The sequence below is a fragment of the Rhodanobacter sp. sgz306013 genome (genome assembly GCF_057031145.1).
This window is the reverse complement of sequence record NZ_JBXCIJ010000004.1, coordinates 665,968-678,820: the sequence shown is the minus strand read 5'-3', so window position 1 is coordinate 678,820 and position 12,853 is coordinate 665,968. Positions and strand designations below refer to the sequence as shown.

The 12,853-nt window shown below is 68.6% G+C and carries 15 protein-coding genes; 11 read left to right on the top strand and 4 right to left on the bottom strand.

All coding sequences use genetic code 11. The features are described 5' to 3' along the window. Positions 1 to 20: 20 nt before the first annotated feature. Complete coding sequence (locus AC2EWF_RS16170; protein ID WP_483640394.1) at positions 21 to 347, bottom strand: HesB/IscA family protein; 327 nt, start codon at positions 345 to 347, stop codon at positions 21 to 23. Positions 348 to 511: 164 nt separating this feature from the next. On the opposite strand from AC2EWF_RS16170, the gene asnS reads away from it, so the two are divergent. The 7 genes from asnS (at position 512) to AC2EWF_RS16135 (ending at position 6,616) form a co-directional block, all read left to right on the top strand. After that, a complete protein-coding gene (gene asnS / locus AC2EWF_RS16165) occupies positions 512 to 1,927 on the top strand; it encodes an asparagine--tRNA ligase (protein ID WP_483640393.1) in 1,416 nt (471 codons plus the stop codon). 13 nt (positions 1,928 to 1,940) lie between these two features. Then, positions 1,941 to 2,798 carry a MalM family protein gene (locus AC2EWF_RS16160; RefSeq protein ID WP_483640392.1) on the top strand — a complete coding sequence of 286 codons (858 nt, stop codon included), beginning with the start codon at positions 1,941 to 1,943 and terminating at the stop codon, positions 2,796 to 2,798. Between the two features lies 1 nt (position 2,799). Next, positions 2,800 to 3,114 carry a hypothetical protein gene (locus tag AC2EWF_RS16155; RefSeq protein WP_483640391.1) on the top strand — a complete coding sequence of 105 codons (315 nt, stop codon included), beginning with the start codon at positions 2,800 to 2,802 and terminating at the stop codon, positions 3,112 to 3,114. 29 nt (positions 3,115 to 3,143) lie between these two features. Then, on the top strand, positions 3,144 to 3,932 hold the full coding sequence (locus AC2EWF_RS16150; RefSeq protein ID WP_483640390.1) for an SDR family oxidoreductase: 789 nt from the start codon (positions 3,144 to 3,146) through the stop codon (positions 3,930 to 3,932). A gap of 129 nt (positions 3,933 to 4,061) precedes the next feature. Beyond that, on the top strand, positions 4,062 to 5,513 hold the full coding sequence (locus tag AC2EWF_RS16145) for an aldehyde dehydrogenase (RefSeq protein WP_483640389.1): 1,452 nt from the start codon (positions 4,062 to 4,064) through the stop codon (positions 5,511 to 5,513). Between the two features lie 9 nt (positions 5,514 to 5,522). After that, positions 5,523 to 6,188, top strand: coding sequence for a carbonate dehydratase (gene can, locus AC2EWF_RS16140; protein WP_483640388.1), 666 nt, complete (start codon positions 5,523 to 5,525; stop codon positions 6,186 to 6,188). After that, on the top strand, positions 6,185 to 6,616 hold the full coding sequence (locus AC2EWF_RS16135) for a RidA family protein (RefSeq protein ID WP_483640387.1): 432 nt from the start codon (positions 6,185 to 6,187) through the stop codon (positions 6,614 to 6,616). The genes can and AC2EWF_RS16135 overlap by 4 nt, the downstream gene beginning before the upstream one ends. A gap of 108 nt (positions 6,617 to 6,724) precedes the next feature. On the opposite strand, the gene AC2EWF_RS16130 is transcribed toward AC2EWF_RS16135, so the two are convergent. Together AC2EWF_RS16130 and AC2EWF_RS16125 are read right to left on the bottom strand one after the other, a co-directional pair. Continuing rightward, positions 6,725 to 6,994, bottom strand: a complete 270-nt coding sequence (locus AC2EWF_RS16130; protein WP_483640386.1) for a hypothetical protein — start codon at positions 6,992 to 6,994, stop codon at positions 6,725 to 6,727. A 246-nt stretch (positions 6,995 to 7,240) separates the two neighbouring features. Then, a complete protein-coding gene (locus tag AC2EWF_RS16125) occupies positions 7,241 to 8,500 on the bottom strand; it encodes an NAD(P)/FAD-dependent oxidoreductase (protein WP_483640385.1) in 1,260 nt (419 codons plus the stop codon). A 91-nt stretch (positions 8,501 to 8,591) separates the two neighbouring features. Here AC2EWF_RS16125 and AC2EWF_RS16120 point away from each other — a divergent pair, with 91 nt between their 5' ends. From AC2EWF_RS16120 to AC2EWF_RS16105, 4 genes are all read left to right on the top strand, one after another. Further along, positions 8,592 to 9,923: a hypothetical protein gene (locus tag AC2EWF_RS16120; protein WP_483640384.1), complete on the top strand. Its 1,332-nt coding sequence runs from the start codon at positions 8,592 to 8,594 to the stop codon at positions 9,921 to 9,923. Positions 9,924 to 10,010: 87 nt separating this feature from the next. Next, positions 10,011 to 10,397 (top strand): BlaI/MecI/CopY family transcriptional regulator, encoded by a 387-nt coding sequence (locus AC2EWF_RS16115; RefSeq protein ID WP_483640383.1) that lies wholly within the window; start codon positions 10,011 to 10,013, stop codon positions 10,395 to 10,397. 1 nt (position 10,398) lies between these two features. Further along, positions 10,399 to 11,604: a M56 family metallopeptidase gene (locus AC2EWF_RS16110; RefSeq protein WP_483640382.1), complete on the top strand. Its 1,206-nt coding sequence runs from the start codon at positions 10,399 to 10,401 to the stop codon at positions 11,602 to 11,604. A gap of 132 nt (positions 11,605 to 11,736) precedes the next feature. Next, positions 11,737 to 12,261, top strand: a complete 525-nt coding sequence (locus tag AC2EWF_RS16105) for a C40 family peptidase (RefSeq protein ID WP_483640381.1) — start codon at positions 11,737 to 11,739, stop codon at positions 12,259 to 12,261. Between the two features lie 83 nt (positions 12,262 to 12,344). On the opposite strand, the gene AC2EWF_RS16100 is transcribed toward AC2EWF_RS16105, so the two are convergent. Further along, positions 12,345 to 12,830, bottom strand: a complete 486-nt coding sequence (locus tag AC2EWF_RS16100; protein WP_483640380.1) for an FKBP-type peptidyl-prolyl cis-trans isomerase — start codon at positions 12,828 to 12,830, stop codon at positions 12,345 to 12,347. Between the last annotated feature and the right edge of the window lie 23 nt (positions 12,831 to 12,853).

The following is a 12,853-nucleotide window of genomic DNA, read 5'->3' as shown; positions in this document are numbered from 1 at the left end:
GCGCGCAAGTCCCGGCCCGCTCAGCCCACCGTGAAGCTCTCGCCGCAACCGCACTCGCCGGTGGCGTTGGGGTTGTGGAACACGAAGCTGGCGTTGAGCCCCTGGCGCCGGAAGTCAATCACCGTGCCGTCCACCAGCGGCAGGCTCTTGTCGTCCACCACGAGCGGCACGCCGTCGATGCTGACCAACCGGTCACCCTCACCCACTGACTGGGCCAGGTCCACCACGTAGCCGAAGCCGGAACAGCCGGTGCGCTTCACGCCGAAGCGCACGCCGGCGGCGCCGGGCGTCTGCGCGAGGAACTGACGCATGCGTTCGCTGGCGGCGGGGGTGATGGTGATGGTCATGGCTAGCGGGGCATTCAGGAAAAAAGCGGAAATGGCGCACGCCGGAAAGGTCGCGACGCGGGCAAGGCCTACATTATCATGCCGGTTTGTCCACGCGGGCCGCAGGCCGCGCGTTCCAGCGATCCATGCACCAAGATGCGGTGCACCCACGGGAGTTTCAATCGATGACGGCGGTCCGCCCCACGGCATGCAGTGTGAAGCAGGCACTTTCCGGCAAGCTGGCCGCAGGCAGCCCGGTGACCGTGCGCGGCTGGGTGCGCACGCGCCGCGATTCCAAGGCGGGGCTCTCCTTCGTGGCCGTCAGCGACGGCTCCTGCTTCGACCCGATCCAGGCCGTGGTGCCGGCCACCCTGGCCAACTACGAGGCCGAGGTGAGGCACCTCACCGCCGGCGCCGGCGTGATCGTGTCGGGCACGCTTGTCCCCTCGCAGGGCAAGGGCCAGGCATTCGAGATCCAGGCCGATGCGGTCGAGGTCACCGGATTCGTCGACGACCCGGAAACCTACCCGATCCAGCCCAAGCAGCATTCGATGGAGTTCCTGCGCGAGGTGGCCCACCTGCGCCCGCGCACCAACCTGTTCGGCGCGGTGACCCGCGTACGCCACACCATGATGACGGCGATCCACCGCCACCTCACCGAACAGGGCTTCTTCTGGATCAACACGCCGATCATCACCACCTCGGACGCCGAGGGCGCCGGCGACATGTTCCGCCTGTCCACGCTGGACCTGGCCAACCTGCCGCGCACTGAGGACGGCAGGATCGATTTCCGCAAGGACTTCTTCGGCCGCGAGGCCTTCCTCACCGTGTCCGGCCAGCTCAACGTGGAGGCCTACTGCCTGGCGATGAGTAAGGTTTATACCTTCGGCCCCACCTTCCGCGCCGAGAACTCCAACACCCCGCGCCACCTCGCCGAGTTCTGGATGGTGGAGCCGGAGATCGCCTTCGCCGACCTTGCCGCCGATGCCGACTGCGCCGAGGCGTTCCTCAAGGCGATCTTCAAGGCGGTGCTGGAGGAGCGCCCCGACGACATGGCGTTCTTCGCCGAACGGGTGTTGCCGGAAGCCGTCAGCCGGCTGGAGGCCTTCATCGCCCAGCCGTTCGAGCGCATCGACTACACCGAGGCGGTGGACATCCTGCGGAAATCCGGGCAGAAGTTCGAATACCCGGTGGCCTGGGGCATCGACCTGCAGACCGAGCACGAGCGCTATCTCGCCGAGAAACATATCGGCCGCCCCGTGGTCGTAATGAACTACCCCGAGGCGATCAAGGCGTTCTACATGCGCCTCAACGACGACGAAAAGACCGTGGCGGCGATGGACGTGCTGGCGCCGGGCATCGGCGAGATCATCGGCGGCAGCCAGCGCGAGGAGCGCCTGGATCATTTGGACGCCCGGATGGCCAAATTCGGACTCGATCCTGCCACGTATGGCTGGTACCGTGACCTTCGCCGTTACGGCACCGTGCCGCACGCAGGCTTCGGCCTCGGTTTCGAGCGCCTGCTGGTCTACGTCTGCGGCCTCTCCAACATCCGCGATGCCATCCCCTATCCGCGTGCGGCGGGGACGGCCGAATTCTGAGTACCCCCAAGCCATGACCCACCGGCTCCCCGCCCTGTTGCTCGCCCTCGCCGCCGGCTTGCTGCTGGCCGGCTGCCACACCGTGAAGGACCTGGTGCCGACGAGCCTGGTGCCGCCGAACCTGCGCGCGCCGGAAAACACCGACGACCCGCTGAAGCAGGCACAGCAGCGCCTGCTGGACGCCACGCCCTGCTGCACCAGCTTCGCCGACTTCTCCTACCAGAACCTGCTGCCGTGGCAGCCGCAGCCGTTCACCCTGGGCAGCGGCAGCAGCGTGGCCAACCTCGCCGGCACGCACAGCTATTTTCTCGCCTTCCGCCTGCCCGCGGCGGCCAAGCTGCCCTACCGGGTGGCTTTCAAGTCCGAATTGAACGGCCGCTGGCTGAAGTCCAGCTACCTGTTCGCGCCCACCGTGGTGATGCTGGACAGCGGCTTCCAGCCGATCGGCTCCAGCACCGACATCGCGCTGTGCGAACACATGGGCTGGAGCGACGCGGCCTCCGGCGCGTTCGGCAGCTACACCGTCGACAATCCGCAGGCGCGCTATCTGCTGGTCTACAGTTCGGCTGCGCAACAGACGGGCAAGACCTACTGGGAACAGTCGCCGGCGGCATTCAACAGCAAGGCCACGCTGGACATGAACTCCAGCGGCAGCTTCAGCGTGCCGCACGGGCCGGACGGCACGATCTGGGTAGGCATGATGGACAACACCTACGCCAAGGCGGTGGACAACGCGATCTGCAAGAAGCCGCAGGAGGGCGACGGTGTGCTGAACACCTTGCGCACGGCGATCCCATTGCCGTGGGGCAGCACCAGCGACAGCACCAGCGCCGCCGGCGGCGCGACCAAGGCGAAGGCCAAGGGAAGCTGACGTGCTGGCGATCTACCTGGGCCTGCTGGCCGCCGGCGTCGTGCTGTTCGTGCTCTCCTACGTGGCGCCGTTCCGGGTGGCCGCGCTGATGCGCCAGCGTCACCCGCAACACTGGCAGGTAGTGACGGAATCCGCCGGCGGCAAGCTCGGCGTGCTGCGTACCTGGGTACGCATGCAATACGTGTTGCGTTCGCCCGCCCTGCCCCTGCTGGAGGATCGCGGCATCAACCGCTGGCGCGGCGTCTGGCGCTACAGCCAGTGGCTGGGCTGGCTGTGCTGGCTGGCCGCGCTGGCGATGCGCCTGCGCTGGGGCTGAGCTGCCCCCATTCGACCCGGAGCATGCCCATGCAACTGCAACTCGACGGCCGCCACGCCCTGGTCTGCGGTGCCTCGCAAGGCATCGGCCGCGCCAGCGCGATCGAACTGGCCGCGCTGGGCGCCAGCGTCACCGTGCTGGCGCGCCGCGCCGACGCGCTGGAGGCGCTGGTGCAGGAGCTGCCCTGCACCCGCGCAGGGCAACGCCACGACTGCCTCGCCGTCGACATGGGCGACACTGCTGCGCTGGGTGCGAGGGCCGGGGCGCTGGTCGCGGCGTCGCCGGTGCACATCCTGGTCAACAACAGCGGCGGCCCGCCGCCCGGCAGCGTGCTCGACGCCGCAGCCGAGGATTTCCTCGCCGCCTGGCGCCAGCACCTGCTGGCCTGCCACACGCTGGCGCAGGCCGTGGTGCCAGGCATGCGCGCGGCCGGCTGGGGCCGCATCGTCAACGTGATCTCCACCTCGGTGCGCGAGCCCATCCCCGGCATCGGCGTCTCCAACACCACGCGCGGCGCGGTGGCCAGCTGGGCCAAGACGCTTGCCGGCGAACTCGCCCCACTGGGCATCACCGTCAACAACGTGCTGCCTGGTTCCACCCGCACGCCGCGCATTGAGCAGATCGTCGCCGCGCGCGCGCAGAAGAGCGGCAGGACGCCGGCCGAAGTGCGGCAGGCGATGGAGGCCGAGGTGCCCATGCGCCGCTTTGCGGAGCCGGCGGAAATCGCCGCCGCAGTGGCCTTTCTCGTCTCGCCCGCCGCCGCCTACATCACCGGCGTGAGCCTGCCGGTGGACGGCGGCCGGATGCGGTCGCTTTGAGCGGCGGGATTCGGGACGGGACAACCCGTGCATGGCGAGCTTGCCGCTGTCGCGATCAGCGGATTCCGGCCCTGCCACATACTTTCGCGTCCGGTGCAATGGCCTTGCTCACGGCGTAAGCTTGCACGGATGCCCATCATGCGCCTCGCCAACCTGATCGATGGCCGCCTCGCGCCGCCAGCTGCCGATCGATGGCTCGACGTGTTCGAACCCGCTACCGGCGAAATCTTCGCCGAATGCCCCGCCTCGGATGCCGCCGACGTCGCCGCCGCTGTCGATGCAGCGCAACGCGCCGCGCCGGACTGGGCCGCCACGCCGGTCGAGCAGCGCGCGCGCCTGCTGCAGCGCCTCGCCGACCTGGTCGAAGCCCGGCTCGACGAATTCGCCGCGCTGGAATCGCGCGACAGCGGCAAGCCGGTGGCGCTGGCGCGCCGCGTGGACATCCCGCGCGCTTCAAGCAACCTGCGCTTCTTCGCCGCCGCCGCGATGGCGTGGAGCAGCGAGTCGCACGCGATGGAGGCTGGCGCGATCAACTACACCTTGCGCCAACCGCTGGGCGTGGCGGGCTGCATCAGCCCGTGGAACCTGCCGCTGTACCTGTTCACCTGGAAGATCGCGCCCGCCCTGGCCGCAGGCAACGCGGTGGTGGCCAAGCCCTCGGAAGTCACGCCCTGCACCGCCGCCCTGCTCGGCGAACTGGCGATCGAGGCCGGCCTGCCGCCCGGCGTACTGAACATCGTGCACGGCCTCGGGCCCGCGGTGGGCCAGGCCATCGTCGAGCATCCCGCGGTAAAGGCGGTGTCCTTCACCGGCAGCACCTCCACCGGCGCGCGCATCGCCGCAGCCGCCGCCGCGCAATTCAAGAAGGTGTCGCTGGAGATGGGCGGCAAGAACCCGGCGATCGTGTTCGCCGACGCCGACCTCTCCGACGAGAACCTCGACACCCTGGTGCACTCGGGCTTCGCCAACCAGGGTGAGATCTGTCTGTGCGGTTCGCGCCTGCTGGTGCAGCGTCCCATCTACGCAGCCTTCCGCGAGCGCTACCTCGCGCGCGTGCGGGCGCTGCGCGTGGGCGACCCGAACGACGATGCCAGCGATCTCGGCGCCCTGGTCTCCAAGGCGCATCGCGACAAGGTGCTGGCCTGCCTCGCCCAGGCGCGTGCCGAAGGCGGTCAGGTGCTCTGCGGCGGCGAAGCGGTCGCCCTGCCGGGTCGCTGCGAACACGGCTGGTTCGTGGCGCCCACCGTAATCGAAGGCTTGCCGAACGAGGCAGTCACCAACCAGCAGGAAATCTTCGGCCCGGTGGTGACGCTGATCCCGTTCGAGGACGAGGCCGAGGCGCTGGCCATCGCCAACGGCACCGGCTACGGCCTCGCCGCATCGCTGTGGACGCGCGACCTGTCGCGCGCCCACCGGCTCGCCGCGCTGCTGGATTTCGGCATCGTGTGGGTCAACTGCTGGATGCTGCGCGACCTGCGCACCCCGTTCGGCGGGACAAAACACTCGGGCCTCGGTCGCGAAGGCGGCGCGGAGGCGCTGCGCTTCTTCACCGAGCCGAAAAACATCTGCATACGCTACTGAAGGATACCGATGAACTCGATCAAAGACCTGCTGGCCAACAACCGGCGCTGGGCCGCCGAAACGACTGCCAAGGAGCCGGACTTCTTCGAGAAGCTCGCAAGCCAGCAGTCGCCGAAATACCTGTGGATCGGCTGCTCCGATTCGCGCGTGCCGGCCACCCAGATCGTCGACCTGCCGCCCGGCGAGATCTTCGTCCACCGCAATGTGGCCAACGTGGTGGTGCACACCGACCTCAACGCGCTGAGCACCATCCAGTTCTCTGTGGACGTGCTCAAGGTGAAGCACATCCTGGTGGTGGGCCACTACGGCTGCGGCGGCGTGGGCGCGGTGCTGAACCAGTCGCGGCTGGGCCTGATCGACAATTGGCTGCGCCATATCGGCGACGTGGCGATGAAGCACCCCGAAAAGCTTGACCCCGCCATCGAGTTCGCGGTGCGCCATGCGCGCCTGTGCGAACTCAACGCGATCGAGCAGGCGGTGAACGTGTGCCACACCACGGTGGTGCGCGAGGCCTGGGAACGCGGCCAGCCGCTCGCCGTGCATGCCTGGATCTACGGCCTGGACAACGGCCACATCCATGACCTCGGCCTGGACGTGCGCAACAACGAACAACTGCCGGACGCCTACGAGGCGGCGCTCGCCGGCCTGGCCGTGCGCTGGAAGGCGCCTGCATGAACGGCAGCGTGCGCACCGAAGCGGCGCCGGCGCCGGTGGGCGCCTATCCGCACGCGCGTCGCGTGGGCAACCTGCTGTTCCTATCCGGCGTCGGCCCGCGACAGCCGGGCACAAACGCCATTCCTGGCAACGTGTACGACGCCGACGGCCGGCTGCGGTCCTACGACATCGAGGCGCAGTGCCGGCAGGTGTTCGCCAACGTGCGCGCGGTGCTGGAAGCGGGCGGCGCGCGCTGGGAAGACCTGGTCGACGTCACCGTCTTCCTCACCGACATGGCGCGCGACTTCGCCGCCTACAACAAGCTGTACGCCGAGCACTTCGCCGGCGTGGACGCCTGCCGCACCACGCTGGGCATCGCCGCGCTGCCCACGCCGATCGCGATCGAGCTGAAGTGCGTGGCGGCGATTGGCCTTGGCGATCATCCTTGATCGCGGGAATCAAACGGGCGGCCAACCCTGGCCGCACTTTTCAATAAGCGCATGAAAAAACCCGCCGGCACGCCGGCGGGTTTCTCGTGATCCCCGGAAGCCCGGCGATCAGCCTGCGCTGGAGGCCGAAGCAGCCTTGGACTTCTTGGCCTTCTTGTGGCTCTTGTGATGCTTGCTGGACTTATGGTGGCTGGCAGCCTTGTGCTCGGGGGTCATGGCGTGCTCGGCGGCAGGTGCCGCGGTCTGCGGAGCCGCGGCCGGGGCAGCCTGCTGGGGGGCCGCCGGAGCGGCGGCGGGAGCAGCCTGCTGGGCCAACACGGACCCGGAAATGGCTACACCCGCAACAAGCAGAGAAGCAATGGCAAGCTTACGGATCATGATGGTGCGCCTCGATGTAATTGTTGTATCGCGAACCCGGCCGGAACCCGGCATCACGGGTGGCGCGACGACTCCACAATAGCAGCACCATCGGCGTACCGAGACTGAACCAGACGCGCATTTTCCGAAACGGATCATCGCGGATATCCGCGCTTCAGCTTGGTGACGATGCGCGTAACAAACCTGCCGTGCGACGCCTCCCGCCACGTGCCCCGCGGCTGGTGCGGACGGACGTCGACGCCCCCGTCAAAGACCGAATCGGGCCGGTGCATAGGGCGCCGGATCCAGGGCCGGCGCGGCGCCCGCGAGCTGCGCGGCGACCAGTTCGCCGGTGGCCGCCGACATGCTCACCCCCAGCATGCCGTGCGCGGTGGCCAGGTGCAGGTTGGACCAGCGCGTGCTGGGACCGATGATCGGCACCTCGTCCACGCTCATCGGCCGCCAGCCCCACCATTCCTCCAGCTGCCGCGGTCCCTCCGGTTCGTACAGTCCGGCGGCTGCGCCGCGACGCAGCGCATCGAGGCGCGCACGGTTGAGGCCTTCGGCATATCCGGAAAACTCCATCGTGCTGCCCAGCCGGAAGCCGCTGGCCCAGGTGGTGACGCAGACCTGCGCCTCGCGCAGCACCAGCGCATGGCGCGGGGCGCGGGCGGGACGCGTGTAGGTGATCGAATAACCCTTGCCCGGCTGCATCGGCAGGCGCAGGCCCAGCATGCGTGCCTGCAGCGGCGACCACGCACCCAGTGCCAGCAGCACGCGCCCGCCTGTCCGGGCTCCAAGCGAGGTGCGCACCCGGGCGATGCGCCGGCCGTCGGTGTCGAAGCCTTCCACGCGCGCGCCGCTCTCGATCACGCCGCCCAGCTGCTGCACGCGCCGCGCCAGCTCGGCTACGTAGCGATCCGGCCGCAGCCGCGCGTCGCCGGGATGGAACAGGCCGCCGGCCACGCCAGGCTTCAGCGCCGGCTCCATCGCCTCCACCGCGTCGCCGCGCAGGCGTTGCACCTCGATGCCGAGGCGGTCGAGCACGGCGGCATGGTGTCGCTCGTCCGCCTTCATCGCCGGCGCGCTGCGATAGACGTAGAGCTCGCCTTCCTCGGCGAATTCGCAGTCCAGGCCCTCGTCGCGCACCAACTCGCCCAGCAGCCGGCGCGAGCGCTGCAGGATCGCCGAACGCGCCGCGGCGGCGCGATGGAAGTCCGCCCAGTTGCAGTGTCGCGCGAAACCCAGCAGCCACCGCAGGCGCGGGCCGTCGAAACGGGGGTTGAGGTAGAGCGGCGCGTCGGCGCGCAGCATCGAGCGCAAGGCCACGCCCAGCGTGCCCGGCATCGCCAGCGGCGCGGCATGGCTGGGCGTGATGGTGCCGCAGTTGCCGTGCGAGGCGCCGCAGCCAGGCGCGCCCTGTTCCAGCACCTGCACCGATACCCCCTGGCGCAACAGGAACAATGCGCAGGCAAGGCCGATCACCCCGCCTCCGAGTATCAGTACGTCCCCGCCGGTCGTGTCCATCCGGGCATTGTAGCCGTCTGCTGCGACGCGTCATGCGCGGACCGCGGGCAACGTGCACGATGCGAGGCGCCTAATCCCCAAGGGCGCGACCATGTTGGCCAGACTCGCCGTTCGTGCAGGCTTCGTCGCCGCGCTGCTGGCTTGCGCCGGGGCTACTGCGCAATCGTTCGATCCGTCCTCGCTGAAACTGCTGCAGGCCATGGAGCGCAAGCCGACCACCCTGGCGCGCTACCAGTACCTCGTCCAGAAGGCACCGACCTTGTCGCGCGGCGACCAGTTGCTGGCGTTGCAGTTCATGGCCTTTTCGCAGAACGAGCTCGGCCTCTACGACCAGGCGGTATTCGGTTTCCCGCTGAAGAATGCCCTGCCGGAAGGCTTCAAGCCGCCGACGCCGGCGGAATGGAAATCGGCGGACGCGGTCGATGCCATCGCTGCACTCGCCGCACAGCGGCGCATCGTGATGGTGAACGAGGCGCACCACGACGGGCATACCCGGCAGCTCACGCTGGAACTGTTGCCAAAGCTGCGCGCGCTGGGCTTCAGCTACTTCGCCGCCGAGGCGCTGGGCGAGAACGACCCCGATCTCGCCCAGCGCGGCTATCCCGTGCGCAAGAGCGGCACGGAATACCTGCGCGACCCGATGTACGGCGAGATTCTGCGCGAGGCGATACGGCTGGGCTACACGATCGTCCCCTACGACAACAGCCTTACCGGGCAGGCGCGCGAAACCGCGCAGGCCGAAACGCTGTACCGGAGAGTGTTCGCGAAGGATCCCCGCGCGCGGCTGTTCGTGCATGCCGGCTACGCGCACATCGACAAGGCGCCGGGCCGCCTGGGCACATGGCATCCGATGGCGATGCAACTCGAAGCGCTCACCGGGCTGGTACCGCTCTCCATCGACCAGACCGACTTCCTCGAAACCGGCCTGGACAGCTCGGATGCCTACCATCAGCTCGCGCATGCGTTCCCGTCCGACAAGCCCGAAATCCTGCTGAACCGACAGACCGGCCAGCCCTGGAGCGCGCGACCGGCGGCTTACGATGTCAACGTGATCCTGCCGGCCACCCTCAGCATCGAGGCCTTCGGCAAATACAAATACGGATACCGGGTCAGCTACGAGCAAGCCGGCCTGCCGCACGTACTCGACCACAACGAAATGCAACGGGCGGGCTGGCTCTCGCTGGGCGGCACGCGGCGCCCCTATGCGATCGACGCGGCGCTCTGCAGGGGCACGATCCCCTGCGTGGTCGACGCGTACTACCCCGGCGAACCGGACGACGCCATCGCCGCCGATCGCTACGCGTTCATGGGCCCCACCGAAACCACCCGTCTCTACCTGCGCCCCGGCACCTACCGGTTGCGTGCCAGCGACAGCGATGGGCGCACGCTGTCGGAGAGCACCATCAAGATCGCGCCGCCGTGAGGGCACCCTGATCGACCTCTTGCATCGCTCAGATTACGAGCGTAGTCTCCACAAGGACTACGATCGTAATCTAGCGCAGGTGCAACCATGCCGAACCCCGTCCCCGCGATCAGCGAAGCCGAAAGTCGCGTGATGGAAGTGCTGTGGCGCAAGGCGCCGCAGGCCTCCGAGGACATCGTCGCCGCCGTGCAGCAGGACAGCGACTGGCACGAGAAGACCATCCGCACCCTGCTCGGCCGCCTGCTCGGCAAGGGCGCGGTCAGCGCGGAGAAGGACGGCCGGCGCTACCTCTACGCCCCCGTGCTGGCCCGGGAGCAATGGCAGTCGCAGGAGAGCCGCAGCCTGCTCGACCGCGTATTCGGCGGCCGGCTCGGTCCACTGCTGGCGCATTTCAGCGAACACGAGAAGCTCGGCGCGAAGGACGTCGCCGAACTGCGCAAGCTGCTCGACGCCATCGAAAAGAAGGGGCGCTGAGATGGATGCGAGCCTGCTGCGTTGCCTGCTGCTCGTGACCGCGGCGCTGGCTTCGGTGCTGCTGTCGAGACGCCCCCTGCGACGTGCTTTCGGCGCCGGTCCGGCCTTCGGCCTGTGGCTGCTGCCCGTGCTGGCGTTGGTGCTGCCGTGGCTGCCCGCCCTGCCGCCGCACTGGATCGGCCTGCCGGCCATCCGCATCCTGCCCGACAGCGTGGCCGCCGGAACGGCGGGCGCCGGGGCCGCCGTGCACGCGCCGTGGCCGTGCTGGCTGTGGCTGGCCGGCGCGGTCGCGATGCTGTCGCGCTGGGCCCTGCATTACGTGCGCCTGCGACGGCAGTCTCGTCCATTGCCGGCGGCGCTGGCGGCCAGCCTGCGGCAGGAGCTGCGCGCCGTCGATCCGCGCCGACTGCGCCTGCATCCGAGCGGGCCCGCCGTGCTGTGGGCACCGCGTAGCCTGGTGCTGCTGCCGGCGGACTTCGCCCGACGCTTCGACGCCGCCGAACGGCGCCTGGTGCTGCGCCATGAACTGACCCACCTGCGCCGTGGCGACGCGCTGTGGAACCTCGTCGCCGGGCTGGCCACCGCACTGCTGTGGTTCCACCCGCTGGCCTGGCTGGCGCAACCGCGCTTCCGCCTCGACCAGGAGCTGGCCTGCGACGAACGCGCGCTGCGCGACAGGCCTCGCGACGAGGCGCCCTATGCCCAGACCTTGCTGCACAGCGCCGGACTGTCCGCACAGTCGACGCTGATTCCCTGGCTCGCCGAGCCCCAACTCAAGGAGCGACTCACCATGATCCAGCGTCATCGTCCCAGCGCCCTGCGCCGTCGTGCGGGTATTGCCGTGCTCGTCCTGCTGATGGCCGGCGGCGTGTTCATGGCACAAGCCACGACCGGCAGCCAGAAAGCCAGCCAGGATCTGAGCTACAACTCGAAAATCATGCCGCGCTATCCGGCCGCGGCCATCAAGGCCGGCGAACAGGGCACCGTGCTGCTGAGCGTCCTGGTGCATGCCGACGGCACAGTGGGCGCCATCACGTACGATCCCAAGCACAGCACTACCACCTCCGCCGACTTGATCGCAGCCGCCACCGATGCCGCGCGGCAGTGGCATTTCAATCCGCCCCTGCAGGACGGCAAGCCGATCGATGGCTACGCACGCGTGCCCGTGGAGTTCAGCCTGACACCGCTATCCGGCAAGAACAGCTGAGGCGAAGCTGAGAAACAAGTTTCGAAATAGAAAAGAGTCAATTGATTTGCATGTGAATTATTGAATTGATAACCTCGGCACGTCCCACGCCGAGGTTGTCTCGTGCATTCGCAGCCCGTCGCCCGATTCGCCATGTCGTCCGTGCGCCTCGCCCGGCTGGCGCTGCTGACCCTCGCCATCGCCTTGCTGGCCGCCTGCGCCAGCGCACCCCACCGCGGCGGCACCAGCCCGTCCGCCCTGGCCGGCGAACCCGCGCGCGGCCCCGAGGGCGAGATCGCCACCGCCAACGACGTGCTGTTTCGCGCGATGGCCCTGGTGGGCACGCCCTACCGTTACGGCGGCAATACGCCGAGCGGCGGTTTCGACTGCAGCGGCCTGGTCGACTACATCTATCGCAACGCCACCGGCCTGCAGTTGCCGCGCACCTCCGGCGAGATGGCGGACATGGACGCGCGCAAGGTGAAGCGCATGACCCAGCTGGTCAGCGGCGACCTGGTGTTCTTCGACATCGGCGGCCGCATCAGCCACGTGGGTGTCTACGTGGGCAAGGGCCGCTTCGTGCATGCACCGAACAGCGGCGGCACCGTGCGGCTGGACGAGATCGACGGGCCGTACTGGCGCGACCACTTTGTCTACGGGAAACGGGTGCTGGACTGAGTCTCCCGGCTCCCAGGAATCGGGGAGGCAAACGAAAAACGGCGCCGCAAGGCGCCGTTCTGCTTTGTCTCCTGAGCCGTCGCTCAGTGCTCCGCACCGCCCGGCGGGTGGGCATGGCCGTGTTTCAGCTCTTCCTCGGTGCCGTCACGCACCTCCTGGATGCTGACGTCGAAGTCCAGCGTCTTGCCGGCCATGGGGTGGTTGAGGTCGACGTCGACCGCGCTCATCCCGACCTTGTGCACGGTCACCGCACGCTGGCCGCCCTCCTTCAGCGCCAGCACGGTGGTCATGCCGGGCTTGAGGTGCCTGGCGTCCCGGAAGTACTTCTTCGGCACGCGCTGGATCTGGCCTTCCTGGCGCTCGCCGTAGCCGTCGGCCGGGGCGATCGAGACCTGCAGGTTGTCGCCGGCGGCGTGGTCTTCCAGCGCCTTCTCCAGCCCCGGGATCAGCTGGCCGTGGCCGAGCAGGATCCACAGCGGCTCGCCATTGTCGTGCGAGCTCTCGACTTTCGCGCCGTCCACGCTGAGCGTGTAGTGCAGCGCGACGACTTTGTCCTTGCCAGCCTTCATTGCCTGTCTCTCGAATGGATGCA